This window comes from Serratia sp. GW822-FHT06D09 (assembly GCF_058799515.1).
In genome coordinates, this window is sequence record NZ_JBXALO010000001.1 from 259,141 (window position 1) to 283,480 (window position 24,340).

At 56.5% G+C, this 24,340-nt stretch carries 23 protein-coding genes; 7 read left to right on the forward strand and 16 right to left on the reverse strand.

The genetic code is table 11. From position 1 onward, the window contains the following. Positions 1–6: 6 nt before the first annotated feature. Positions 7–1,092, reverse strand: coding sequence for an electron transport complex subunit RsxD (gene rsxD, locus AC1RKG_RS01250; protein WP_020826713.1), 1,086 nt, complete (start codon positions 1,090–1,092; stop codon positions 7–9). A 380-nt stretch (positions 1,093–1,472) separates the two neighbouring features. Here rsxD and AC1RKG_RS01255 point away from each other — a divergent pair, with 380 nt between their 5' ends. Next, on the forward strand, positions 1,473–2,366 hold the full coding sequence (locus AC1RKG_RS01255; RefSeq protein ID WP_020826714.1) for a helix-turn-helix domain-containing protein: 894 nt from the start codon (positions 1,473–1,475) through the stop codon (positions 2,364–2,366). A gap of 178 nt (positions 2,367–2,544) precedes the next feature. Here AC1RKG_RS01255 and rsxC read toward each other — a convergent pair whose 3' ends face one another. The 6 genes from rsxC to AC1RKG_RS01285 all read right to left on the reverse strand — a co-directional run bounded on the left by rsxC (position 2,545) and on the right by AC1RKG_RS01285 (position 9,889). Beyond that, complete coding sequence (gene rsxC / locus AC1RKG_RS01260) at positions 2,545–4,773, reverse strand: electron transport complex subunit RsxC (protein ID WP_493181742.1); 2,229 nt, start codon at positions 4,771–4,773, stop codon at positions 2,545–2,547. Then, complete coding sequence (rsxB, locus tag AC1RKG_RS01265) at positions 4,766–5,338, reverse strand: electron transport complex subunit RsxB (RefSeq protein ID WP_004943888.1); 573 nt, start codon at positions 5,336–5,338, stop codon at positions 4,766–4,768. Before rsxB ends, rsxC begins: the two co-directional genes overlap by 8 nt. Continuing rightward, a complete protein-coding gene (rsxA, locus tag AC1RKG_RS01270; RefSeq protein ID WP_004938443.1) occupies positions 5,338–5,919 on the reverse strand; it encodes an electron transport complex subunit RsxA in 582 nt (193 codons plus the stop codon). The genes rsxB and rsxA overlap by 1 nt, the downstream gene beginning before the upstream one ends. Before the next feature lie 144 nt (positions 5,920–6,063). Next, positions 6,064–6,504 (reverse strand): DUF2569 domain-containing protein, encoded by a 441-nt coding sequence (locus tag AC1RKG_RS01275; RefSeq protein ID WP_128864973.1) that lies wholly within the window; start codon positions 6,502–6,504, stop codon positions 6,064–6,066. Positions 6,505–6,663: 159 nt separating this feature from the next. Then, on the reverse strand, positions 6,664–8,169 hold the full coding sequence (araA, locus tag AC1RKG_RS01280) for an L-arabinose isomerase (RefSeq protein WP_493181743.1): 1,506 nt from the start codon (positions 8,167–8,169) through the stop codon (positions 6,664–6,666). A gap of 34 nt (positions 8,170–8,203) precedes the next feature. Further along, positions 8,204–9,889, reverse strand: coding sequence for a ribulokinase (locus tag AC1RKG_RS01285; RefSeq protein WP_493181745.1), 1,686 nt, complete (start codon positions 9,887–9,889; stop codon positions 8,204–8,206). Positions 9,890–10,250: 361 nt separating this feature from the next. Here AC1RKG_RS01285 and AC1RKG_RS01290 point away from each other — a divergent pair, with 361 nt between their 5' ends. The 6 genes from AC1RKG_RS01290 to AC1RKG_RS01315 all read left to right on the forward strand — a co-directional run bounded on the left by AC1RKG_RS01290 (position 10,251) and on the right by AC1RKG_RS01315 (position 17,046). Further along, complete coding sequence (locus AC1RKG_RS01290; RefSeq protein WP_020826719.1) at positions 10,251–11,234, forward strand: arabinose ABC transporter substrate-binding protein; 984 nt, start codon at positions 10,251–10,253, stop codon at positions 11,232–11,234. 60 nt (positions 11,235–11,294) lie between these two features. Next, on the forward strand, positions 11,295–12,830 hold the full coding sequence (gene araG, locus AC1RKG_RS01295) for an L-arabinose ABC transporter ATP-binding protein AraG (RefSeq protein ID WP_493181747.1): 1,536 nt from the start codon (positions 11,295–11,297) through the stop codon (positions 12,828–12,830). A gap of 17 nt (positions 12,831–12,847) precedes the next feature. Then, positions 12,848–13,831 carry an L-arabinose ABC transporter permease AraH gene (gene araH / locus AC1RKG_RS01300; protein WP_493181748.1) on the forward strand — a complete coding sequence of 328 codons (984 nt, stop codon included), beginning with the start codon at positions 12,848–12,850 and terminating at the stop codon, positions 13,829–13,831. A 104-nt stretch (positions 13,832–13,935) separates the two neighbouring features. Next, positions 13,936–14,853 (forward strand): arabinose operon transcriptional regulator AraC, encoded by a 918-nt coding sequence (gene araC, locus AC1RKG_RS01305; RefSeq protein ID WP_020826722.1) that lies wholly within the window; start codon positions 13,936–13,938, stop codon positions 14,851–14,853. 81 nt (positions 14,854–14,934) lie between these two features. Beyond that, positions 14,935–15,975 (forward strand): oxidoreductase, encoded by a 1,041-nt coding sequence (locus AC1RKG_RS01310; RefSeq protein ID WP_048760903.1) that lies wholly within the window; start codon positions 14,935–14,937, stop codon positions 15,973–15,975. A gap of 66 nt (positions 15,976–16,041) precedes the next feature. Then, a complete protein-coding gene (locus AC1RKG_RS01315) occupies positions 16,042–17,046 on the forward strand; it encodes a bile acid:sodium symporter family protein (RefSeq protein WP_115058920.1) in 1,005 nt (334 codons plus the stop codon). A gap of 37 nt (positions 17,047–17,083) precedes the next feature. Here the strand turns inward: AC1RKG_RS01315 and add are convergent, their stop codons facing one another. From add to AC1RKG_RS01360, 9 genes are all read right to left on the reverse strand, one after another. After that, complete coding sequence (gene add / locus AC1RKG_RS01320) at positions 17,084–18,082, reverse strand: adenosine deaminase (RefSeq protein ID WP_129982931.1); 999 nt, start codon at positions 18,080–18,082, stop codon at positions 17,084–17,086. A gap of 177 nt (positions 18,083–18,259) precedes the next feature. Beyond that, positions 18,260–18,853 carry a P-loop nucleotide/nucleoside kinase family protein gene (locus AC1RKG_RS01325; protein ID WP_493181750.1) on the reverse strand — a complete coding sequence of 198 codons (594 nt, stop codon included), beginning with the start codon at positions 18,851–18,853 and terminating at the stop codon, positions 18,260–18,262. Next, a complete protein-coding gene (locus AC1RKG_RS01330; protein WP_041415363.1) occupies positions 18,850–19,287 on the reverse strand; it encodes a PTS sugar transporter subunit IIA in 438 nt (145 codons plus the stop codon). The genes AC1RKG_RS01325 and AC1RKG_RS01330 overlap by 4 nt, the downstream gene beginning before the upstream one ends. A gap of 9 nt (positions 19,288–19,296) precedes the next feature. Next, positions 19,297–19,563 carry a hypothetical protein gene (locus AC1RKG_RS01335; RefSeq protein WP_258089746.1) on the reverse strand — a complete coding sequence of 89 codons (267 nt, stop codon included), beginning with the start codon at positions 19,561–19,563 and terminating at the stop codon, positions 19,297–19,299. A gap of 95 nt (positions 19,564–19,658) precedes the next feature. Continuing rightward, positions 19,659–20,501: a class II fructose-bisphosphate aldolase gene (locus AC1RKG_RS01340; protein ID WP_493181752.1), complete on the reverse strand. Its 843-nt coding sequence runs from the start codon at positions 20,499–20,501 to the stop codon at positions 19,659–19,661. Further along, entirely contained in the window at positions 20,488–21,855 is a 1,368-nt protein-coding gene (locus AC1RKG_RS01345) for a PTS sugar transporter subunit IIC (RefSeq protein WP_129982929.1), read from the reverse strand. Before AC1RKG_RS01345 ends, AC1RKG_RS01340 begins: the two co-directional genes overlap by 14 nt. Continuing rightward, positions 21,848–22,162 (reverse strand): PTS sugar transporter subunit IIB, encoded by a 315-nt coding sequence (locus tag AC1RKG_RS01350; protein WP_020826731.1) that lies wholly within the window; start codon positions 22,160–22,162, stop codon positions 21,848–21,850. Before AC1RKG_RS01350 ends, AC1RKG_RS01345 begins: the two co-directional genes overlap by 8 nt. A 10-nt stretch (positions 22,163–22,172) precedes the next feature. Beyond that, positions 22,173–23,153 carry a 6-phosphofructokinase gene (locus AC1RKG_RS01355; RefSeq protein WP_048760914.1) on the reverse strand — a complete coding sequence of 327 codons (981 nt, stop codon included), beginning with the start codon at positions 23,151–23,153 and terminating at the stop codon, positions 22,173–22,175. Positions 23,154–23,537: 384 nt separating this feature from the next. Then, on the reverse strand, positions 23,538–24,293 hold the full coding sequence (locus AC1RKG_RS01360; protein ID WP_020826733.1) for a DeoR/GlpR family DNA-binding transcription regulator: 756 nt from the start codon (positions 24,291–24,293) through the stop codon (positions 23,538–23,540). Positions 24,294–24,340 lie beyond the last annotated feature (47 nt).

Here is a 24,340-nt window from a genome sequence, read left to right on the forward strand (position 1 = left end):
GGCTCCTTAGCGATGGCCGTACACGCGAGGCTGCGTGTAGTGGTCGATGAGCGGTACGGTAATGTTGGCCAGCAGAACGGCGAAGGCAACGCCGTCGGGGTAGCCGCCATAAACACGGATAAGCCACACCAGTACGCCAATCAATGCGCCATAAATCAGGCGGCCTTTTGGCGTGGTGGAAGCGCTGACCGGGTCGGTAGCAATAAAGAACGCCCCCAGCATGCTGGCCCCGGAGAACAGGTGGATCAGCGGCGATGCCTGCTGCAGCGGGTCAAGCCACCAGGCCAGTCCAGAGCACACGGCGATAGCTGCCAGCATGCTGAACGGGATCTGCCAGTGGATCAGGCGGCGAGCCAGCATAAACAGCCCGCCGGCCAGGAAACCGAGGTTCACCCATTGCCAACCGATACCGGCCAGAGCGCCACCAAACAGCGGCTGTTGCAACACTTGTTCGACGCTATGGCCACTGCGCAACCCGGTTTTGAAACCGTCCAGCGGGGTGGCCTGGCTGATGCCGTCAATCCCCATCTGCAATTCGTGAATGGTGGCGCCCTGCGCGGTATGGCCGCTGAAGATCGCCAGCAGGGTATCCTGGAACGACAGCGCGGTGGCTCGCAGTTCATCCGGCGGCAGCCAACTGGTCATTTGTACCGGGAAGGCGATCAGCAGCACCACATAGCCGACCATCGCCGGGTTGAACGGGTTTTGCCCGAGGCCGCCATACAGCTGCTTGGCGATGACGATGGCAAAGAAAGTGCCGATGACAATCATCCACCAGGGGGCCAGTGGCGGCAGGCTGATGCCCAACAGCAAGGCGGTCAGCAGGGCAGAATTATCTGCCAGACGCGTGCGAACCGGCAGCTTGCGCAAGGCGAGGATAGCGCCTTCCGCCAGCAGGGCGACCAGCATCGCCAGGGCGGTTTGAATCAGAGTACCGTAGCCAAAGAACCACACCTGCGCCGCGACACCGGGAATACAAGCCAGCATGACCCACAGCATAATACGGCTGGTGCTTTGCTGGTTATGGGTGAAAGGAGAACTGGCGATGTGCAAGCCTTTGGCGGCTGTTTGTTGTACCGGCCTGAACTTCATAGAGTAACTACACCTATCTTTGCCGTGCATCGGCAGGTTCAACGCGCCTCTCAGAGGAGCCGCAGGAAAAATTATAGCGCTGCATTCTACCTGAATCACTGCGAGGGTAATACGTCTTAATTGTGCGGGTATTCGGCTTTTAGCACGGGGTGTACGCGAGGGGGAAATTTCTAATGGCGCGATTAGATTTTTTTTGCCGAGAAAAGCGGGGTAGTTTGGTCAGTCAAAACAAAAATCGTCGGCATCACTGGCCGACAACAGGCGATAACCACTGGATTTGCAGGGTATTTTAGGGCCTTTTTTTCGCACAAAATAACAACTTTTGCATAATCTATGTGGGTTATTATCCCGTGTATTATTAAGTTAGTGAATGTACATTAATGACAAATGAAGATGTATTTTTTATTGAAGAACTGATTGAGTGGGTTGAGATACATCTGGAGAAACGGCCTAATCTGGACGAAGTCGCGCGTATTTCCGGCTATTCCAAGTGGCATCTGCAACGCAAGTTTAAACGCATCACCGGCATTCAGCTCGCCACCTATATCCGCTCACGTATTCTGACGCGTGCAGCGGTGGCGTTACGTATCACCCACCGTTCTATCATCGATATTTCAGACGAACTGGGCTTTGATTCCCAACAAACCTTTACCCGCATGTTCAAACAGCGTTTCGACACCACGCCCAATCGTTATCGTTCGATGGACACCTGGGATGTGAAAAACCTGATGCCGCGCTTTAGTTTCGATGCCAATTTCGCAGCCGATTATTACCCAGAAGTGAAACGCCTGACGTTGCCGGATATGCAGCTGGTGGGTTTTTCGCGCCAGTTGGATTTTGCCTCGGAAGCGGAGATCGAACATTCGTCTTGTATGGCGATGAAGGACGAAATCTTCACCGATTTCTTCCGTGGGCTGAGTGTGGATTGTCATCGGGTTTACAGCATTCATTCCGTGCGAAATCGAGATGATGACGCGTATTCGGCCACCCACATCATGGCAGTGGATCCTGAGAACAAACAGGATATTTTGTCGGGCTACCAGATCGACACTATCCCGATCGCCGGGCGTGAATATATTTCTATTAACCATCTGGGCTCGGCGAAAGAGTGTTCGCAGTTCTTTGCCTATCTGATCACCCACGTGATGCCGGGGCTGCGTAATGAAGTGAAAGGGAGCGTCGAGATGGAAATAATTCAAACCAAGGAGAGGAATCAGGATTCGAAGATGCGCCAGATTGACGTTGATTATACCTATCTGATCTCTATTGATTAGGGCGTGACTCCAAGGGCTGAGACTATTGGAACGCGCCCTGTATTACGAACCGCCTGTTTGGTCCACCAACCTTCACATCTCACGCCTTGCTGCGTGCTCAAGTGGTCGCCAGCGGCGCTCACGCATTATTGAGTGAAACAGCCAGGGCCGCCTTGCGTTTTGCAAGGCGCCGCTTCCGCTACTCTTTATCGTTTTCCGCCGTCGCCAGGTTTTGCTCGGCCTTTTTAGCTTTGACGCGTGCGATGGCCGCCGCAACCGCCGCCTTACGCGGATCTTCTTCCTGCGCGGCAGCTACCGGTTCTGCCGGCGATTCAACGGTTTCGGCCTGCTGTGCGGCTTTCTTGGCTTTAGCACGTGCGATGGCCGCAGCAACCGCCGCCTTGCGAGGATCTTCTTCCGGTACGGCAGTTGCTGGTTCCGTCGGCGATTCAACGGTTTCGGCCTGCTGCGCGGCTTTCTTGGCTTTAGCGCGAGCGATGGCCGCAGCAACCGCCGCCTTGCGTGGATCTTCTTCCGGTACGGCAGCTGCTGGTTCCGTCGGCGACTCAACGCTATCGGCCTGCTGCGCAGCTTTCTTGGCTTTGACCCGTGCCAATGCAGCGGCCACGGCTGCCTTGCGCGGATCTTCTTCCTGCACCACAGCTACCGGCTCAGCAGGCGTTCCAACTGCGTCGGCTTGCTGAGCTTCTTTCTTGGCTTTAACCCGGGCTAACGCAGCAGCAACTGCAGCCTTACGCGGATCTTCGCCCTCGACAGCAGGAGACGTCGCTGGGGTGGCAGCCGCATCTTGCTGAGCACGACGTTCACGCGCCTGCGCTTTGCGGGCTTCGCGGGCGGCGATCATCTCGCTATTGTCCGGTGTCTCGCCGCTGATGGTTCCGGTTGCCGGCGCGGCATTTTTACTGCGCACGCGGGCCAGGGCGGCTTGTACCGCATCCTGATCGCCGTCGGTCAATTTGACGGCCGCTTTCTTGTGACGTTCTTCGCGCGCCAGTTTTTCACGTTCCAGACGGGCCAATTTGGCTTCGTAACGGGCCTTGGCTTCGGCGGTGCGCGCGGCTTCCTGATCGATGGCTTTGATTTCGGCCTTTTCCTGGCGGTAGTACTGCACCAGCGGAATATTGCTGGGGCATACAAAGGCGCAGGCACCGCACTCAATGCAGTCGAACAGGTTATGCTTGCGGGCTTTTTCGTGTTCTTCGCCACGGCTGAACCAGTAAAGCTGCTGTGGCAACAGGCCCGCCGGGCAGGCATCAACGCATAAACCGCAGCGAATACAGGACTGTTCAGGTTCTTGCGGCGCCATTTCACTGACGGAAGGGGCCAGAATACAGTTGCTGATCTTAACGATCGGCACGTTCAGCGCGGGCAGGGTGAAGCCCATCAGCGGGCCGCCCATGACCACCATTTGTTGGGCCTGCGGCTGGAAACCGGCAAAGTTCAGCAGGTGCTGCACCGGGGTGCCGATGCGTGCCCACAGATTACCCGGTTGGCTGAGCGCTTCACCGGTAAGGGTGACCACGCGTTCGATCAAGGGTTCGCCGTCGACAATGGCGCGCTTAATGGCAAAGGCAGTCCCGACGTTTTGCATCAGCACGCCGATAGCGGAGGAGTGTTTGCCGTGCGGCACTTCCTTGCCGATCAGGATCTTGGTGAGCTGCTTGGCGCCGCCGGAAGGATATTTGGTTGGGATCACCCGCAGCGAGATGCCCGGTTGATCGCGCAACGCCAGTTTTAACGCTTCGATCGCTTCGGGTTTATTGTCCTCGATGCCGATCAGCGTCACTTTCGGTTGCAGCAGGTGGCGCAGGATCTGCGTGCCTTCGATCACTTGGTCGGCATGCTCCTGCATCAAACGGTCATCGGCGGTGATATAAGGCTCGCATTCCGCGGCATTGAGGATCAGCGTTTCTACCCCGTTCATGCCACCCTGCAGCTTGCTGGCGGTAGGGAAACCTGCGCCACCCAACCCGGCGATGCCGGCCTGATGAATCCGCTGGATCAGTTCACCGGTAGGCAGTTGACGGTAATCCGCCACCGGTGCGCGTTCGCACCAACGGTCTTCGCCATCCGGCTGAATAATAACGCACAGCTCTGCCAGCCCTGAAGGGTGAGCGGTGATATGCGGTTTGATGGCGCTGATGGTGCCGGAGGTCGGCGCATGCACCGGCACGGTACGGCCACGGCCGACGGTCAGCGGCTGGCCTTTCAGCACGTGCTCGCCGACGTTGACGCACAATTCGCCTTCCGGTCCCAAATGCTGTTGCAAGGGGATGACAAAGGTGTCGGGCAGCGGGGCGGTACGCAGCGGTACGCCGCTGGACTGGGTTTTCATTTCCGGGGGATGGATCCCGCCGTCGAAATCCCAAATCCGGTCTTTTTTGAAGGCGGCGAACAAATTAAGCATGTTGCTCCACGTGGATCACTTGCACCGGGATCGTCTTCATATCCCACTTCCAGTTGGCGGTAGTGGTGGCGACCGGTTTCATTTCAATACAATCGGTAGGGCACGGCGCGACGCACAGGTCGCAGCCGGTACAAAGATCGGTAATCACGGTGTGCATGGCGCGCGTGGCACCCACTATTGCGTCCACCGGACAGGCCTGAATGCACTTGGTGCAGCCGATGCAGTTGGCTTCATCGATATAAGCGACCTGACGCACCGGCTCGGCGGCGGCTTCGCTGCCCAGCGGCTGCGGCTCGACGTTAAGCAGTTCGGCCAATTTCAGCATCACTTGCTCGCCGCCGGGGGCGCATTTGTTGATCATCTCACCGTTGGCCACCGCCTCGGCGTAAGGGCGGCAACCGGGGTAACCGCACTGGCCGCATTGGCTCTGCGGCAGGATCTCGTCGACCTGCTCGGCCACCGGATCTTCTTCCACTTCAAAGCGGCGGGCGGCGAAGCCCAGCACCAGACCGAACAACAGGCCGAGGGCGCTGAGCGCAGCAATCGCAATCCATAACGCGGTCATTAGAATTTCACCAGCCCGGTAAAGCCCATAAAGGCCAGAGACATCAACCCGGCAGTGATCAACGCGATGGAAGAACCACGAAATGGCGCAGGCACGTCGGCAACCGCCAGACGCTCACGGATCGCGGCGAACAGCACCATCACCAGCGAGAAGCCGGCGGCGGCGCTGAAGCCATAAACTGCAGACTGCAAGAAGTTGTAGCCGAGGTTAACGTTAAGCAACGCAACGCCAAGCACCGCACAGTTGGTGGTGATCAGCGGCAGGAAGATGCCCAGCAAGCGATACAGTGCCGGGCTGGTTTTGCGTACCACCATCTCGGTAAATTGCACCACGACGGCGATCACCAAAATAAATGACAGGGTGCGCAGATACACCAGATCCAACGGAACCAGGATAAAGGTGTTGATCACCCAGGCGCTGACGGAGGCCAGCGTCATGACAAAGGTAGTAGCCATGCCCATGCCGATGGCGCTTTCCAGTTTCTTGGAAACGCCGAGGAACGGGCACAGGCCGAGGAACTTCACCAGGACGAAGTTGTTCACCAGTACGGTGCCGACAAACAGGAGCAGGTATTCGGTCATTGCGATGCCTAAAAAAATAAAAGCCGCCTATTATCGGGAATTGGCGGCCTGACCACAACACAGTGATAGCAAGGTTATTGCTATTTTCGCCCTTTTTTGGCGAAAATTTACACAATCATACGCACAAAACGTGCCACAACGCTCCTAGTGCTCGGTAAAGGTCCCTTTGACCCGCTTGGAACGTTTCATATAAGGCACTAACAATGCCGCCATCAGCAGGGGCCAACCCAGGCTGCGTACGGCCAACTCATCCGGCACCGGCGCAAAGGCAAAGGCTTTCACCGCCAGCAGCACGGTAATCAGCAACCACAGCAGGAAAAACTTGGGGAAGCGTTGCGAACGATGGCAGAACAGCCACAGCAGCCACAGCGTAAAGCACCACATTGCCATCGTGGTCAGCACTGAAAAATACCACTGTAGGCTAAACGCCTGAGCGTTGGTCAGCAGGTATTCGCGCGATTCCGGCATGAAAATCGCCATGGCATACAGAAGCAGCATCAGGCTGGCGCTAAGCAGGGTGACGATCAGATAGGACATCGGGGCCAGCAACCAACCGCCAATACGGTTGTAATCAGCTTGAGACATAAACGGCTTCCTGGGTAAGACATGATTCAATGTGACAGCCGCATAGCTTAGCGGGTAATGCGGGCTTCGTCATCAATATCAAGCGGATGGTCGGCGCCAGGAGGCCGGTGCAGCACGTTTGGCTACCGACGGCATGATAAGCCGCCGGTAGCAGGCCGATTAACGGCGATTAAGCTGATAGTAGGCTTCGTTCCAGCGCAGCTCATTTTTGAACGCCGGCAGGCTGGTATTGTGGTCGATCGTCACAAACTCGATGCTATGCATCTCGGCGTAAAGTCGCAGCAGGTCGGCATCCAACGCCTGTGAGAACACGGTATGGTGTGCACCACCCGCCAGGATCCAGGCTTCGGCACCGGTGGCAAGCGTTGGCTGAGCCCGCCAGATGGCACGCGCCACCGGCAGTTTGGGCAACGGATGCGGTTGTTCCACGGTGTCCACCTGATTGACCAGCAGGCGGAATCGGTCGCCCAGGTCGATCAGGCTGGCATTGATCGCCGCACCGGCCGGGGTGGAGAAAATCAGCCGTGCCGGATCCGCCTTGCCGCCGATACCCAGCGGTTGTATATCCAACAGCGGTTTTTGTTCTTTGGCGATCGATGGGCAAACCTCCAGCATGTGCGAACCGACCACCAAATCGTTGCCCGATTGGAAATGGTAGGTGTAATCCTCCATGAATGAGGTACCGCCTTCCAGTCCCTGTGCCATCACTTTCAGGATGCGCAACAGCGCGGCGGTTTTCCAGTCGCCTTCGCCGCCGAAGCCGTAACCCTGCTGCATCAGGCGTTGTACCGCCAGCCCCGGTAACTGCTTCATGCCATGCAAGTCTTCAAAATTGGTGGTGAAGGCCTGGAAGTTACCCTGTTCGAGGAAGCGCTTCATGCCTAATTCGATTCGCGCCGCGTCGAGCAGGTTTTCACGCTTTTCCCCGTTGATTTGCGCCGCATCGCTCAAGACGTAGCGGGTTTCGTATTCTTCAATCAGCGTATCCACATCGCCACGGCTGACCTCATTGATCACGCTGACCAAATCACCGATGCCATAGGCATTCACCGAATAGCCGAATTGGATCTGCGCCCCGACTTTGTCACCTTCGGTCACGGCGACCTCACGCATGTTGTCGCCGAAGCGGGCCACCTTCAACTGCTGGCTGGCCTGTTTGGCGTTGGCTGCACGCATCCACTGCGCAATGCGCCGGTGCGCTTCCGGGTCTTGCCAATGGCCGGCTATCACGCTGTGCTGCTGACGCATACGTGCGCCAATAAAGCCAAATTCGCGGCCACCGTGTGCGGTCTGATTGAGGTTCATAAAGTCCATGTCCATGCTGTCCCACGGGATCTGAGCGTTGAACTGGGTATGGAATTGCAACAGCGGCTTATGGAGGATCGACAGTCCGGCGATCCACATTTTGGCCGGCGAAAAGGTGTGCAGCCAGGCCATGATGCCGATGCACTGTGGCTGATAGTTGGCGTCGCGGCACAGGGCGGTGATTTCATCCGGCGTGGTCACCAGCGGTTTCAGCACCAGTTTTACCGGCAATCCGGCCTCACGGTTGAGATTTTCCACCACCTGCTCGGCGTGTGTCTTGACCTGTTGCAGGGTGTGCGGGCCGTACAGGTGCTGGCTGCCGATGGCGAACCAGACTTCGCGCTGCTTGAATGCGTCCATGGAGACTCCTGAATTGTCATGTCGAAATGGGGGTTCAGCAGGCTGAACCGGCGTTAGGGGCATAGCGCGGCTCGGCGGCCTGGCACCATTGCTGATAGCGTTGATAAAGCTGTTGGTAGCGGGCGACGCGCTGCGGATCCGGCTGGAGAGTGCGTTCGATGCCGCAGGCCATGTGGCGTTGTGCTTCGGGCACGCTGCGGAAATGACCGGCCGCCACCGCGGCGAAGATAGCCGCCCCCAGCGCGCAACATTGGTCTGAAGCCACGATCTGCAGCGGTCGGTTCATCACGTCGGCGCAGACCTGCATGATCGCCGGTGATTTACGCGCAATCCCCCCCAGCGCCAGTACGTTGTCCACCGGAATAGACTGCTGCTCAAAACACTCCATGATGGCGCGGGCACCGAAGGCGGTAGCGGCGATAAAGCCACCGAACAGCGTCGGCGCATCGGTGCCGAGGTTCAGATCGGCGATCACGCCTTTCAGACGTTGATTGGCATAGGGCGTGCGGCGGCCGTTAAACCAGTCCAGCACCACCGGCAGATGATCCAGTGACGGTTTATCGGCCCAGGCCTCGGTCAGCGCGGCCAGCATGCCGGCTTCTATCTGTTGCAATTGCGGCTGCAGCTGCGGTTGGCTTTTTGCCGCTTCGCGCAGCGGCCAGCTCAGCAGGCGACCGAACCAGGCGTACATATCGCCAAAGGCGGACTGTCCTGCTTCCATACCGATTAACCCCGGCACCACGCTGCCGTCAACCTGGCCGCAAATGCCCTCGATGGCGCGCCCGTCCACCCGCTGGCGATCGGCGATCAGGATGTCGCAGGTAGAAGTGCCAATCACCTTCACCAGGGTATAAGGCTGGGCTCCGGCCCCCACTGCGCCCATATGGCAGTCGAAGGCGCCGCCTGACAGCACCACCGTAGTTGGCAATCCGAGGCGTGCGGCCCATTCGGCACTCAGTGTGCCGACCGGCAGCTCGGCGGTGTGGCAGTCGTCAAACAGCGGGTAGGGCAAATGCTCAACCAGTAAGGGATCGAGTGCGGCAAAAAAGGGTTTTGGCGGCAGGCCGCCCCAGTCGGGGTGCCACAAGGTTTTGTGGCCTACGCTACAACGCCCGCGTTTCAACTGCTGTGGGGCGGTGGTCCCGGACAGTAACGCCGGCACCCAGTCGCACAGCTCTACCCAGGAAGCCGCCGCCTGACGTACCACGGCGTCCCGTCGCGTGACGTGCAGAATTTTGGCCCAGAACCATTCGGAAGAGTACACGCCGCCGATATAGCGGGAATAATCGGGGAATTCGCCGCTGCGGCAGAGCCGATTGATGGCATCCGCTTCTTCAAGAGCCGTGTGATCTTTCCACAGCACAAACATGGCGTTTGGGTTGTCGGCAAATTCTGGCCGCAGCGCCAACACCTGGCCCTGCTGGTCGATCGGCGCAGGGGTGGAGCCGGTTGAGTCGACGCCGATACCCACGACCTGCAGCCGTTGCGCCGGGGTCATGCGCTGCACCAGACTGACCATCGCCTGTTCCATGGCTTCAATATAGTCGAGCGGATGATGACGAAAGCGATTCTCCGACGCATTGCAAAACTCACCGCGCTGCCAGCGAGGGTAATAAACCACTTCGGTATCCAGCTCCGCACCGTTTTGGCAGTCGACCGCCAACGCCCGCACCGAGTCGCTGCCGAAGTCCAATCCCAGGGCAATAGCACCTGCCGTCATGATGTTGACTCCTGATGTGTTAATACGCTGTGACAACCATAGGAGCCGAAGCGCTGGGCGGGTGAGGAGCCATTGGCTGGAAGTATGCACTTTTCTGCTTCCCACAGTGGTTTTGTGACGGCTGTCATAAGTTAACGCTTGGCGAAATTCGCTAAATATATGCACATATCTGCTGTATTCCACGGATGTGATAGCGCTCTACATTTCAGCAACAAATACCCGCTAAAACTTAAGCCGTCTTACCCCGGCTGTAAGGCAATGCCGCGAGATAAGCGCTACACCTACAGCCATTACTCTAATGATAACGTTTTCACCGCGAGCGGGTTTCGTCGCCACAGAGAACAAAATAGCGGAGAGCATCATGCATAAATTCACTAAGGCGCTGGCGACACTGGGGCTGGCGGCCGTTATGTCACATTCGGCTATCGCCGAGACCATGAAGCTGGGTTTTTTGGTCAAGCAGCCGGAAGAACCCTGGTTCCAGACCGAATGGAAATTTGCTGATAAGGCCGGTAAGGATCTCGGTTTTGAGGTGATTAAAATCGCGGTGCCGGACGGCGAGAAGACCCTGAACGCCATCGACAGCCTGGCGGCCAGCGGGGCCAAAGGGTTTGTCATCTGCACGCCGGATCCGAAATTGGGCTCGGCGATCGTCGCCAAGGCGCGCAGTTACAATCTGAAAGTGATCGCGGTGGACGACCAGTTCGTTACCGCCAAAGGCAAGCCTATGGACAGCGTGCCGCTGGTGATGATGGCCGCCACCAAAATCGGCGAACGCCAGGGGGAAGAGCTGTGGAAAGAGCTGAACAAGCGCGGCTGGAAGCTGCCGGATACCGCGGTGATGGCCATTACCGCCGATGAACTGGACACGGCCCGTCGCCGCACCGGCGGTTCTATTGCCGCGTTGAAAGCCGCCGGTTTCCCGGAAAAGCAGATTTACCGGGTACCGACCAAATCCAACGATATCCCAGGAGCGTTCGACGCCGCCAACTCAATGCTGGTGCAGCATCCTGAAGTGAAAAACTGGCTGATTGTCGGCATGAACGACAACACCGTGCTCGGCGGCGTGCGCGCTACCGAAGGCCAGGGGTTTAAGGCGCCGAACGTGATTGGCATCGGGATCAACGGGGTGGATGCGGTCAGTGAGCTGTCCAAGGCGCAGGCCACCGGCTTCTACGGTTCGCTGCTGCCTAGCCCGGACATTCACGGTTACAAGAGCATCCAGATGTTGCATGACTGGGTCGAAAAAGGGGTAGAACCGCAAAAATTCACCGAAGTGACCGACGTGGTGCTGATCACGCGCGACAACTTTAAAACCGAACTGCAGAAGAAAGGCCTGATGTAATTACCGGGCCGCCCACAGCATGCTGTCGGGCGGCATTTTTAACTGCAGGAGGAAAACACTATGACTACCGCGCTGCCGTATCTGGCGTTTAAAGGCATAGGTAAAACTTTCCCAGGGGTGAAGGCGCTGGATGACATCAGTTTCAGCTGTCAGGCCGGGCAGATCCACGCGCTGATGGGGGAAAACGGTGCCGGGAAATCCACGCTGCTGAAAATCCTCAGCGGCAACTATTCGCCTACTCAGGGAGAAATTCAGCTGCAGGGGCGTTCGGTCACCTTCGCCAACACTACCGACGCGCTGGATGCCGGGGTGGCAATCATCTACCAGGAGCTGCATCTGGTGCCGGAAATGACCGTGGCGGAGAACATTTATCTCGGTCAACTGCCGACCAGGCGCGGGCTGGTGGATCGCAAACTGCTGCGTTACGAGTCCCGGCTTCAACTGGAGCATCTCGGGCTGGATATCGATCCGGATACGCCATTGAAATACCTGTCGATCGGCCAGTGGCAAATGGTGGAAATCGCCAAAGCGCTGGCGCGCAACGCCAAGGTAATCGCGTTTGACGAGCCCACCAGTTCGCTGTCCGCCCGGGAGATCGAACAGCTGTTCCGGGTGATCCGCGAATTGCGCGCTGAAGGGCGTGTGATCCTGTATGTCTCACACCGCATGGAGGAGATTTTTGCCCTCAGCGACGCCATCACGGTGTTCAAAGATGGCCGCTATGTGCGCACCTTTGACGATATGCGTCAGGTTGATAATGCCCAGTTGGTGCAGGCGATGGTGGGGCGCGATCTCGGTGACGTCTACGGCTATCAACCGCGTGAACTGGGGCCGGTGCGTTTGGCGCTACAGGGGGTGCAAGCGCCTGGCGTGAAAACGCCGATCGATCTGAGCGTGCGTGCCGGGGAGATCGTCGGGTTGTTCGGCCTGGTCGGCGCCGGCCGCAGCGAGCTGATGAAGGGGATCTTTGGCGCCACGCGGGTCAGTGCCGGGCAACTGATGCTGGATGGGCAGGTGCTCGCCATTCGCTCGCCAATAGACGCTATTCGTGCCGGCATCATGCTGTGTCCGGAAGACCGCAAGGCGGACGGTATTATCCCGGTGCATTCGGTACGCGACAATATCAACATCAGCGCGCGGCGGAACAGTGTCCGCGCGGGTTGTCTGATCGACAACGGTTGGGAGACCAGCAACGCCGAGCATCATATACGTGCGTTGAATATCAAAACCCCAAGCGCCGAGCAGCTAATTATGAATCTGTCCGGCGGCAACCAGCAGAAGGCGATTCTGGGGCGTTGGCTGTCGGAAGACATGAAGGTGATCCTGCTGGATGAACCGACACGCGGCATCGACGTTGGCGCTAAGCACGAGATTTATAACGTCATTTACCAACTGGCGCAGCGCGGCATCGCGGTGCTGTTTGCTTCCAGCGATCTGCCCGAAGTCCTGGGGCTGGCGGACCGTATCCTGGTGATGCGTGAAGGAGCCCTGTCCGGTGAGTTACTCCATGATGACGCCAGCGAGGAAAAAGCCCTCAGCCTGGCGATGCTGCGCACCCCCGAGATTGCCCCCGATACCGCTGCGGCGGTGGCCTGAAAGTGAAGGAGAAAGAGATGTCGACCATAACGACCGATTCTGTGAAAAACCGCAGCGGCCAGGGGCTGGCGCGGATTTGGGACAGCTACGGCATGCTGGTGGTGTTCGCGGTACTGTATATCGCCTGCGTGCTGTTTGTGCCTAATTTCGGCTCATTTATCAATATGAAAGGGCTGGGGTTGGCGATATCCATGTCCGGCATGGTGGCCTGCGGCATGCTGTTTTGTCTGGCCTCCGGCGACTTTGATCTGTCAGTCGCGTCGGTGATTGCCTGCGCCGGGGTCACTACCGCGGTGGTGATCAATATGACCGAAAGCCTGTGGATCGGCGTGGGCGCCGGTTTGCTGCTGGGAATGGTCTCCGGGTTGATCAACGGTTTTGTTATCGCCCGGCTGAAAATCAACGCGCTGATCACCACCCTGGCCACCATGCAGATATTCCGCGGGTTGGCGTACATCATTTCCGACGGGAAAGCGGTAGGCATTGAAGACGAGCGCTTCTTTACGTTGGGTTATGCCAACTGGCTGGGGTTGCCTGCGCCCATTTGGATCACCGTAGCCTGTCTGATCCTGTTCGGCTTCCTGCTCAATAAAACCACCTTTGGCCGCAATACGCTGGCGATTGGCGGTAACGAGGAGGCGGCCAGACTGGCCGGGGTGCCGGTGGTACGCACCAAGATTGTGATCTTTATGCTGTCCGGGCTGGTTTCCGCCGCTGCCGGCATCATTCTGGCTTCGCGTATGACCAGCGGCCAGCCAATGACCTCGATCGGCTATGAGCTGATCGTGATCTCCGCCTGTGTACTGGGTGGGGTTTCGTTGAAAGGTGGTATCGGTAAAATCTCCTATGTCATCGCCGGCATCTTGATCCTCGGCACGGTGGAAAACGCCATGAACCTGCTGAACATCTCACCGTTCTCGCAGTATGTGGTGCGCGGCGTGATCTTGCTGGCGGCGGTGATTTTTGACCGTTACAAGCAGCAGGCCAAACGTCGGGTTTAGAAAATCGGCAACCGCGTTCACAGTTCTGTTATCGGCTCAGGCAGTTCTCTGCCGGGCCGATACACTTGTTCAGGATAGTTCTATCAGCCGTTCCGGGAGGACAGATGTACCATCGCATGGCACAGGAACCGCAGCCGAACCCGCTGTTGCCGGGTTACACCTTTAACGCCTATCTGGTGGCGGGATTAACGCCCATCATGGCGGACGGCCCGCTGGATTTCTTTATCGACCGCCCCGGCGGCATGAAGGGCTATATTCTCAACCTGACCATCAAGGGCCAGGGCAAGGTGTTCGACGGCGAAGACACCCTTTACTGCAATCCTGGCGATCTGCTGCTGTTTCCCCCCAAGGCGGCGCATTACTATGGGCGTTCGCCGGACAGCGACTGCTGGTATCACCGCTGGGTGTATTTCCGACCACGAGCCTACTGGGCCGACTGGCTGGAATGGCACAGCAAAACCCATGAGGTCGGGCGTTTAACTTTACCGAACAATAATTTACTGCTGGAGTTCGATCGGCTGTTCGCCAATATCGAGCAAACGCAGCGTTCCGGCCGGCGTTTCGCCGAAGAGTTGGGGATGAACCTGCTGGAGCGCTTGCTGCTGCGCGCGATGGAAGAAGATCCGCTCAGCCCACAGAAAATCATGGATCCCCGGGTGATAGAGGCCTGCCAGTTTATTACCGGTAATCTGGCCGGTGAGTTGCGCATTGACGAAGTGGCGCGCCACGTCTGCCTGTCGCCTTCGCGGCTGGCGCATCTGTTCCGTGAGCAGGTGGGTATCAATATTCTGCGCTGGCGCGAAGATCAGCGGGTGATCCGCGCCAAGCTGCTGCTGCAGACCACCCAGGAGTCGATTGCCACCATCGGCCGGGTGGTGGGTTATGACGATCAGCTCTATTTTTCCCGCGTATTCCGCAAACGGGTCGGGGTCAGCCCGAGCGATTTTCGCCGCCGTAGCCTGGAGATAAACTATCCGGCCAGGAATCAGCGTGAGACGCCTTATGCTGTGGCTACAAATTAACATTACATTTACTTCTTGTTCCCGCCTGCGTCATGGTGTCAAATCTGACTGGTCTATTGCGAGCCAGTAAGAGGAAACACCATGGCAGAAAAAATTCGGGTTGGGCTGGTCGGTTACGGCTATGCCAGCAAAACCTTTCATGCGCCGCTGATTGTCGGCACCCCAGGCGTAGAGCTGGCTGCGGTTTCCAGCAGCGATGCCGGCAAAGTGCACGCAGACTGGCCATCGATGACGGTAGTCAGCGATCCGCAGGCGCTGTTTAACGACCCCTCTATCGATCTGATCGTCATTCCTACACCCAACGATACCCATTTCCCTCTGGCGCAGCAGGCAATGGCGGCCGGCAAGCACGTGGTGGTGGATAAGCCTTTCACCGTGACGTTGTCACAGGCTCAGCAGCTGGAGCAGCAAGCGCAGCAGAGCGGCAAGCTGCTGTCGGTGTTCCACAATCGCCGCTGGGACAGCGATTTTCTGACGCTCAAGGCATTGTTGAAAGAAGGCGCGCTTGGTGAGGTGGTTTATTTCGAGTCTCATTTCGATCGTTTCCGCCCGGAAGTGCGTCAGCGCTGGCGTGAGCTGGGCGGTGCCGGTAGCGGCATCTGGTACGATTTGGGGCCGCATCTGATCGATCAGGCACTGCAACTGTTCGGCAAACCGGAAACGCTGTTTGTCGATCTGGGTGAACTGCGTCCGGGTGCACAATCGGTGGACTATTTCCACGCAATATTGAACTACGGCAAACGCCGGGTCGTTCTGCATGGTACCGTGCTGGCCGCGGCGGAAACCGCACGTTATATCGTGCACGGGACTCAGGGTAGCTTTATCAAGTTTGGGCTGGATCCGCAGGAAGACCGCCTCAAAGCGGGCGAGCGTCTGCCGCAGGCCGATTGGGGTTACGACATGCGTGATGGTGTGGTGACATTGTCACGTGATGGGGTGCTGGCTGAAAAACCTTTGCTCAGCATTCCTGGCAATTACCCAGCCTATTACGCGGCTGTCCGCGATGCGATTAACGGTGAGGGTGAAAATCCGGTCACGGCTGCTGACGCCATCAAAGTGATGGAAATGATCGAGCTGGGGATTGAATCTGCGAAACAACAAAAGGCGTTGCCGGTAGTCTGACCGCGGCGTTTTATTCTCAGGGTTCGGCGTGCCGAACCCGTCTTACTCCTCGAGGGATCCTGACCCATGTCCTGGTTGCAGCGTCTGCGCATTGATAAATTTTTGCTGGTATTGATTCTGGTGGTGATTGTCGCTTCGGTTTTCCCCTGCGAAGGCAGATGGGCAACCTTTTTTGAGCATCTGACCACCGCGGCTATCGCGCTGTTGTTCTTTATGCACGGTGCCAAGCTGTCTCGTGAGGCGATTATCGCCGGCATGGGGCACTGGAAGCTGCATTTGGTGGTGTTTCTCAGCACCTTTGCGCTGTTCCCGCTGCTGGGGCTGGCGATGAACCTGATGGTGCCGGGTTTGATGACACCGACGGTTTATCTGGGCTTCCTGTATCTGTGCGCACTGCCGGCGACCGTTCAGTCGGCGATTGCCTTTACTTCGGCGGCGGGTGGTAACGTGGCGGCCGCGGTGTGCAGTGCTTCGGCATCCAGCATTCTCGGTGTTTTCCTCTCGCCGCTGCTGGTCGGGGCGCTGATGCATACCCAGGGCGGTAATACCGATGTGTTGCACGCCATAGGTTCGATCATTTTGAAACTGATGGTGCCCTTTGTGGTTGGGCATTTGGCTCGGCCGTTAATCGGCAAATGGGTCGATCGTCATCGCAAGCTGATCAATCTCACTGACCGTTCATCGATTCTGCTGGTGGTGTATACCGCTTTTAGCGCTGCGGTGGTGGAAGGGATTTGGCACAAGATTGACGGCTGGTCGCTGTTGACCATTTTAGTGATGTCGCTGGTGTTGCTGACGGTGGTGCTGATTATCAACACCTATGCCGCGCGCTGGCTGGGGTTCAATACTGCCGACGAGATCACCATCGTGTTCTGTGGTTCGAAAAAGAGCCTGGCGAACGGCATCCCGATGGCCAACGTGCTGTTCCCGGCGGCGGCGGTGGGTGCCATGGTGCTGCCGTTGATGATTTTCCATCAGGTGCAGTTAATGGTGTGTGCCGTACTGGCGCAGCGTTACGCGCGTAAAACGGCCAAACAGCGCGCAGAAGCAGGCGCGTTGACCGCGAAATGAAAGAAATAAAAAGGGCGCTTGGCGCGCCCATTTTCACTCAGCCCTGCACTTTATCGCGCAGCGCCTGTTTTTCCTGTTCGCTGAGGAACGCCATTTTCAGGCCGTTTTCCTGGGCGGTGCGGATTTCAGCTGGCGTCAGGCCGGCTTGCGGTGCCGCCACGCGGTATTCGTGTTCAATTTCAATGCCCTGTACGGCCGGGTCATCGGTATTGATCGACGCCATAACGCCGTGGCGCAGGAACTTCGCCAGCGGATGCTGCGCCAGAGAAGGCACGGTGCTGGTCTGAATGTTGGACGTCAGACAAGATTCGATACCGATGCCATGCTCGGCGAGGAAGTCCATCAGTGCCGGATCCTCAATCGCTTTCACGCCATGACCAATACGTTCGGCACCCAGTTCACGGATCGCCTGCCAGATGCTTTCCGGACCCGCGGCTTCACCTGCGTGTACGGTGATGCGCAGGCCGGCGTCGCGGGCGCGGTTGAAGTGGCTGAGGAACAGGCTGCCAGGGAAGCCGAGTTCGTCGCCGGCCAGATCCAGTGCGGTAATACCGTCGCGGTGCGCCAGCAGGCCTTCCAACTCTTGTAAACAGGCCGCTTCGCCGAAGGTACGGCTCATGATGCCGATCAGGCGTACGTCGATACCCAAATCGCGCGAACCGGAACGAACGCCGTCAATCACGGCTTCCACCACCCCAGCCACCGGCAACTGATGTTTCATCGCCATGTAATACGGCGAGAAGCGCAGTTCGGCATAGTGCAGACCGGCATTGGCCGCATCCTCGACGTTTTCGTAGGCGACCCGGCGGCAGGCGTCCAGATCGCCCAGCACCGCTACGCCCCAGTCCAGCTTCTGCAGAAAGCTGACCAGATCCGGTTCGGCGTGAGTGATTTGCACGTGCGGGCGCAGCGCCTCCAGTTCGTTGGCGGGCAGGGCAAGGTTAAACTGACGGCCCAGGTCAAGAATGGTTTGCGCACGGATATTGCCGTCAAGATGGCGGTGGATGTCGGTCAAGGGGAGGCGTGGGTCAATCATGATGTGCACTCGTTATTTTGTTGTAGGTAAAGTGCAGATCAGTATAAAAACAAAATGATGAAAATTGCCATTGTGTTGCATAAAAAAGTGACGGCAATCACATTAATGTTGCTGGTTGCTGCATTTATGCGCCAATGCGGGAGCGCGCCACTCCCGCATTGATGTCGGTAACAGAGCTTATCCGACCCTCAGTTTTGCGATGTTTTTTTCCTGGATATCGCCGACGCCGTGCTGCACCAGCCAGTGGTTAACCCTGTCGATGTCCAGCGGTTTTGCCTGCTCAATACGCAGCACCGGGCCCAGGGCCATCGGCATGGCGCGATCGGCCAGCGCCCGCAGTTCGGGCAAGTACTCCGCGCCGGGGTGGCCTTTGGGACGCTGGCCGGTACGGGCGGCGTAGCGTTCTGCGGCCAGTTCACCGGATATTTGGTTCCACACCTCCAAAACTTGCGTCACGCCCGCCTCGCGCAGGTACTGGCGTAGCTGTTCTCTGGACTGAAAGCCAAACCAGGCGTCGATGACATAGATGCAGCGCAGGGGCGCCTGCGCCACCATTGACCAGATAGCCTGGTATGCGGCATAACCCAACTGACGGTTCAGTTCGCGGTTTATGTTATCCAGGCGTGCCATAAAAGGTTCTTTGATACCGTCGAGGGAGAGATAAGGCAGATCAAAATGGTGCGCCAGCGCGCGGGCAACGGTGCTTTTACCGGAAGCCGGAACGCCATTGACCAAAATAACGGTTTTACCGTCGCTATCTGTCGAAGTCATAATATTTCCACCACCTCTTGCCAGAGTTTTGCGGCGCGTAACCGCTCGAGCCGCGGCTTGTTATCCAGCAAATCCACAATCGCGCGGATGCCTTCCTCAATGTGGCTGTTACTGTCGGTCGCCCCGAACAGGATCACGATGTCGGCCTCTTCACTGTCTTCGAAGGCGATCGGCTGCTCCAGCAGCACCATGCTGAAACAGTTTTTGATCACGCCGCATTCCGGGCGCGCATGGGGAATGGCAATGCCTTCGTCGAACACGTAATAAGCCCCATGGGCCAGCGTATTGCTGATCACCGCCTGATAATAGGATGCGTGAATATAACCGTTTTCGACCAGGGGCCGGGCTGCCAGCTCAATTACCTTCTTCCAGTCGGTTTCCTGCACGCCGACCTGTATCGCACCGGCTTCTATCAGCAGTTGTTTAATCGTCATCATATTCCCTCAAAGAGACTTCCTGATAATATTGCGCAGCTCATCCATTTTAATAAAAATCCCATCGATCTGCTGGCGATAGCTTTTATTTTTGGCATAAATCTTTAATGCGCGATTATAAGCCAGCATTAAAGCCTTATGAATTTCGCCATCCGCCGGCGCTGTGGCCAACTGCTGTTCTAATACATTAATTTCGGCTGATATTTCATTGGCTTCGGCATTCTGTAGGCCGTGCTCAAGTTCTTTGTTTCGCGGGCTTTTCATAAAATTAAACATGACCTTCTCCACAAATTAAGCGTGAACTTTCCAGCCCCGACGGGCGCCGGGGCACCAGGGTTGTGGGTTTTATAAAAAAGAAAATAGGGCAGTGATTATTTAAACAGGCCGATCTTTTCCGTTAATACCTGGGTAACGGCATTGTTGGCGGGGATCAGGAATTTGCGCACGCTGTCATTGACCTTGCCCTTTTCAAAGGTTTGTTTGCATCGGTCTACCCATTGCACGTTCATCTCGGTGCCCACGTTCACTTTCTCGATGCCACCGGCTACCGCGAGCCGCATATCCTCATCGCTGACGCCGGTACCGCCATGCAGCACCAGCGGGGTACCTGTGGCGGCGGTGATTTCCGCCAGACGCTGGTGCTGGATATGCGCCTTGCCGGTATAGAGCCCGTGGACGGTGCCTACCGAGACCGCCAGCATATCGACCCCGGTTTCATCGACAAAGCGTTTGGCATCTTCCACCGTGGTAAAGCAGATATCCTCTTCTGCCACCGCCTTACCGTCTTCGGAGCCGCCGATGGCACCCAATTCGGCTTCTACCGACACGTTATGTTGGCGAGCAATGTCGATCACTCGACGGGTATTGGCGATGTTCTCATCTATTTCCAGGTGCGAACCGTCATACATTACCGAACTGAAGCCTGCGTCAATCGCCGTCTCGATGGAGGCAATGTCAGAGCAGTGATCCAAATGCAGGCAGGTGGGAACATCCTCGCTTTGGGCCAGAGAACGTACCGAATCAACCAGCAGCCTGTAACCCAAATATTCGGCAGTACCGGTCGAAATCTGGATCATCAACGGGCTGCGCATACTTTTGGCCGCTTTGAAAAAGGCCGGTAACATTTCCAGACAGTGGAGATTGAATGAACCTATCGCCTTGAAATCTCGGGCTTTGGCCACTGACAACAGCTCGTTGAAATTATAGAGTTTCATGGACTTTTTCCTCATGGTGCTTGGTTGATTTACCGTTAACAAACCACGCAATCAGCGTGACGAAGGCGATGAACAGGGCGATGAACAGCCAGTTGCCCTGGAAAGCATGTCCCATCACCAGCCCACTGCTGATGACGTCGGAGTCGCTGAAGGTCACCCCGACAAAGCCGTAACTTTCCAGCATCGGTACCAGAATGGCCGGCAGGAAGGTGATAAACAGGCCATGAACCACCCCGCCAATCATGGCGCCGCGACGGCCACCGAGCGCATTACCGAAGATGCCTGCGGTGCCGCCGGCGAAGAAGTTGGTCAGCAGACCGGGCAGGATCATCGCCAGACCGAACATTGGGAAAACGATCATGCCGATGATTGAGCCAAGGGTGGTGGCGAGGAAGCCGACGATCACCGCGTTGGGGGCGTAAGGGAACAGCACCGGGCAGTCCAGCGCCGGTTTGGCATCCGGCACGACGCGCAGGGCGATACCGCGGAAGGCGGGTACCAGCTCATTGAGCAGCAGGCGTACGCCGCTATAGAGGATAAATACGCCGGCGACAAACTGGATGGCCTGCATAAAGGAATACATCAGGTAGTTCATGCCGCCGGCATACTGGACGATATACTGCGGACCGGCAGCCAGCGCCGGGATCAGATACATCGGGATCATCACCACCGCCATCGACAGGTAGGTGTCCTGCAGGAACTTGAAGTTATCGGGCAGCTCCAGGTCTTCGGTAGAGCGGGAGCCCTTACCGACTACCTTGGCGACGGCAGCCTGTACCAGATAACCGATGGTGCAGAAGTGCCCCAAGGCCACATCGTCCGAACCGGTGATTTTGCGCACCACCGGCTGGGCCAGCGCAGGCATCAAAACCGCCATCACGCCGCCGAATATGCCGCCGGTCAGAATCAGCGGCATGCCGGTCAGCCCGGCCTTGTAGCCGATCACTGCCCCTATGGTGGCCATCCACAGCAATGCCTGGCCGGTCAGGAAGATGTATTTGAACGGAGTAATGCGCGCAATGATGATATTCACCGCGAAAATTACCATCAGGGTCAGCGCCACTTCTGAACCCAACTCGCGGTTGGCCAGGCCGGCGATGGCGGCGACGTCGGTGATATAACCGGTCATGCCGAACCCTTGGGTGAATATACTGTTCAGATAGGTCAAGGCACCGACAATAATGTTGATGCCCGCCATCATGATCAGGAAACCCAGCAGGGTTTTGAAGGTGCCTTCGGCCACTTTGCCGATGGATTTCTTCTGTAGCAATAGCCCCAGCATGGCGATAAAAGCGACCAGAATGGAAGCCTGGCCCAACAGATCTTTGACGATAAAGTCAATCAGACTATTCATGGCGGGTTTCCTTCATGTCACGTTCTTTCAGGAAGGCCACGATCTTTTGCTCAATTTCCACTTTATCGGTAAGCCGATGCAGAATAATGACCCGCTTCTTTTCCTCTTCGCTGGCGTCGGCATTTAAAATATCGGCGAAGGTTTTCTGGGTAAGAATAATATCTGATTTAAAGGCGCTGGCCTCAGAGATAGTAGTGTGATCAATATCTGCCTCAATCTCTAATTTCTTCAGCACCGCTCTTGCGCTCATTTCGATGGCAAAGCTGGAGCCGAGGCCACAGCCACATACGCACAGTATTTTAAGCATGGGTATCTCCTCAGATTATATTTAATTGCCTGGCGAGTTTGTAATGGTGTCCTTCGGTATCAACCAAACGTTTCTGCATGCTGATTAAATCGATGGGAATAGGTTGGTTGCCGGCATTAATAATGATTGCCTTGTTCTTCATTCCTGAATAAATACAGCGAACCACTTCGCTGGCCATAATGGTCCCCTGATAAATCTCTTCGCCGGTCGGTTCACCATTGCGCAGACCGTAGCCCATAATCGTTTTACGAATACGCACGCCAATTTTTGGCTCCAATTGTTTTATCATGGTGTCGATAGCGCCTTGAAAACCGGGCGAGTATTCTTTGGTATAACCCTCTGAGCACAAAATAATCACGCTATTTTGCTGCTCAAGTCGTTGAGTTATTTTTTCTGCCAGCTGATTCAAGGCATATTGGCATTCCGGGATCAGGGCAAAATCCGCATTGGATTTGATGGCCGATTGCAGCGTCAACTCACCGCAGTAGCCGCCCAGCAGCTCAATCATGAACACGCGTCCGGGCAGGGCGCGTCCGGTGTTTCTCAGTTTTGAGACTTCTTTTATCACCTGTTCGCAGGCGGTGGAAAAGCCAATGCTGTAATGACTGCCGAAAACGTCATTGTCGATAGTCATCCCCACGCCAAAACAGTTAATACCGAATTCACTGAGCGTATTTAAAAACTGCAGCGACCCGTCACCACCGGCCATAATAAGCACGTCTATGTGCAAGGCCTTAAGCTGTTTGCTGATGGTTTCATATTCTCCAGCCGTCAATTTCTTGGCCGTGCGGCCGGAAGAGATTATCGGCATTGATGAAATGGAGAAATCAACCAAATCGCGTTGGGCAATAGGATGGTGCTGATTAGCCAATAATCCGGGGATGCCGCCGTTAAACAGAATGATATCTGCCTGCGCCAACCTGGCGACCTGGAAAATAAAGTTATTGATCCCGGTGACATCGCCGCCGCTTATTACTACGCCAATCTTCATATACCTGTCTCCAGCCAATTCCGTGGAGCTCATTGTCATTTTTGGCATCGGTAAAATTTGCAGGCGATATCACAAAACAATCACAAATATTTTTATGGATGGCCTTGACAGGCTTGCCGGCAGGATTAATTTTGCGAAGGAGATCTCATTTTATTTTTGGCGGCTTCGAGGTTTTTAGATGATGATCATTAATAATCAACGAGTTGCGTTCACGTCGCGTTAAGGCCGGTATTACCGGCATCAATGGCGAGGAGCAAAGAAATAAGTTTAATGAAGTGTGATAACTCTCGCATTTTTATTCGATACGCTGAGTGTGACGTTAATAAATACGCGGATAAAAGAAATAGCCACGTATTTATTAAGTTATTTAATGACTGAGGTTATTCAGGCTCTAACCACGGTCAAACCGGCCTGTTCCAGCGGGCCCGTCAGTGCAACATCGGTGGAGCGCTCGACGATAATACTTTGCGCCATGGAAATATCGCCAATGGCATATTGCGAAGCGGCATTGAGCTTGGCGGCCGAGGCCAATACCACGGTTTCTGCCGCCCGTGCTGCCAGTGCCCGCTTGATGTAAGCCTCTTCGAGATCGCCGGTGCTCAGGCCGGCGGTAGGGTGCACGCCAGTCACGCCCATAAAATAAATATCGGCGCGAATATGAGACATGGCTTCCACTGCGGCTGCGCCAACGCTGACGATCGAATGTTTATATAAACGCCCGCCGATCAGGATCACTTCGACCTTCGGGTGGTCTACCAGACCGACGGCCACGCTGGGGCTGTGGGTGACGACGGTGGCTTCCAGCGTGGGCGGGAGCTGCCTGACCAATTCGGCAGAAGTCGTGCCGCCATCCAGAATTACCACTTGCCCAGGGGTAATCATTGCCGCCGCGGCTTTGGCAATCGCACGTTTGGCGGCTGATTCCTGCCCGTTTCTTTCGGCAAAGGTGGCAATGGCCGGGGAAACCGGCAGCGCACCGCCGTGCACTCGTTGCAATAGGCCTTCACTGTCCAATTCGCGCAGATCGCGCCGCAGGGTATCTTCGGACAACCCGAACATCTCGCTGAGCTGTTTGGCCAGAACCTGTCCGTCCTGAGCCAGTTTTTCCAGAATGATTTTTTTACGTTGGCTGGTGAGCATGGCGTTTTCCCGTTAAATTTGCACTGCAGGAAATATCTTGATCATAC

What these genes read in the sequence shown, in the direction of transcription:
- rsxD (WP_020826713.1), bottom strand. Translation starts at nt 1,092, where the DNA reads ATGAAGTTCAGGCCGGTACAACAAACAGCCGCCAAAGGCTTGCACATC.
- AC1RKG_RS01255 (WP_020826714.1), top strand. Translation starts at nt 1,473, where the DNA reads ATGACAAATGAAGATGTATTTTTTATTGAAGAACTGATTGAGTGGGTT.
- rsxC (WP_493181742.1), bottom strand. Translation starts at nt 4,773, where the DNA reads ATGCTTAATTTGTTCGCCGCCTTCAAAAAAGACCGGATTTGGGATTTC.
- rsxB (WP_004943888.1), bottom strand. Translation starts at nt 5,338, where the DNA reads ATGACCGCGTTATGGATTGCGATTGCTGCGCTCAGCGCCCTCGGCCTG.
- rsxA (WP_004938443.1), bottom strand. Translation starts at nt 5,919, where the DNA reads ATGACCGAATACCTGCTCCTGTTTGTCGGCACCGTACTGGTGAACAAC.
- AC1RKG_RS01275 (WP_128864973.1), bottom strand. Translation starts at nt 6,504, where the DNA reads ATGTCTCAAGCTGATTACAACCGTATTGGCGGTTGGTTGCTGGCCCCG.
- araA (WP_493181743.1), bottom strand. Translation starts at nt 8,169, where the DNA reads ATGGACGCATTCAAGCAGCGCGAAGTCTGGTTCGCCATCGGCAGCCAG.
- AC1RKG_RS01285 (WP_493181745.1), bottom strand. Translation starts at nt 9,889, where the DNA reads ATGACGGCAGGTGCTATTGCCCTGGGATTGGACTTCGGCAGCGACTCG.
- AC1RKG_RS01290 (WP_020826719.1), top strand. Translation starts at nt 10,251, where the DNA reads ATGCATAAATTCACTAAGGCGCTGGCGACACTGGGGCTGGCGGCCGTT.
- araG (WP_493181747.1), top strand. Translation starts at nt 11,295, where the DNA reads ATGACTACCGCGCTGCCGTATCTGGCGTTTAAAGGCATAGGTAAAACT.
- araH (WP_493181748.1), top strand. Translation starts at nt 12,848, where the DNA reads ATGTCGACCATAACGACCGATTCTGTGAAAAACCGCAGCGGCCAGGGG.
- araC (WP_020826722.1), top strand. Translation starts at nt 13,936, where the DNA reads ATGTACCATCGCATGGCACAGGAACCGCAGCCGAACCCGCTGTTGCCG.
- AC1RKG_RS01310 (WP_048760903.1), top strand. Translation starts at nt 14,935, where the DNA reads ATGGCAGAAAAAATTCGGGTTGGGCTGGTCGGTTACGGCTATGCCAGC.
- AC1RKG_RS01315 (WP_115058920.1), top strand. Translation starts at nt 16,042, where the DNA reads ATGTCCTGGTTGCAGCGTCTGCGCATTGATAAATTTTTGCTGGTATTG.
- add (WP_129982931.1), bottom strand. Translation starts at nt 18,082, where the DNA reads ATGATTGACCCACGCCTCCCCTTGACCGACATCCACCGCCATCTTGAC.
- AC1RKG_RS01325 (WP_493181750.1), bottom strand. Translation starts at nt 18,853, where the DNA reads ATGACTTCGACAGATAGCGACGGTAAAACCGTTATTTTGGTCAATGGC.
- AC1RKG_RS01330 (WP_041415363.1), bottom strand. Translation starts at nt 19,287, where the DNA reads ATGACGATTAAACAACTGCTGATAGAAGCCGGTGCGATACAGGTCGGC.
- AC1RKG_RS01335 (WP_258089746.1), bottom strand. Translation starts at nt 19,563, where the DNA reads ATGTTTAATTTTATGAAAAGCCCGCGAAACAAAGAACTTGAGCACGGC.
- AC1RKG_RS01340 (WP_493181752.1), bottom strand. Translation starts at nt 20,501, where the DNA reads ATGAAACTCTATAATTTCAACGAGCTGTTGTCAGTGGCCAAAGCCCGA.
- AC1RKG_RS01345 (WP_129982929.1), bottom strand. Translation starts at nt 21,855, where the DNA reads ATGAATAGTCTGATTGACTTTATCGTCAAAGATCTGTTGGGCCAGGCT.
- AC1RKG_RS01350 (WP_020826731.1), bottom strand. Translation starts at nt 22,162, where the DNA reads ATGCTTAAAATACTGTGCGTATGTGGCTGTGGCCTCGGCTCCAGCTTT.
- AC1RKG_RS01355 (WP_048760914.1), bottom strand. Translation starts at nt 23,153, where the DNA reads ATGAAGATTGGCGTAGTAATAAGCGGCGGCGATGTCACCGGGATCAAT.
- AC1RKG_RS01360 (WP_020826733.1), bottom strand. Translation starts at nt 24,293, where the DNA reads ATGCTCACCAGCCAACGTAAAAAAATCATTCTGGAAAAACTGGCTCAG.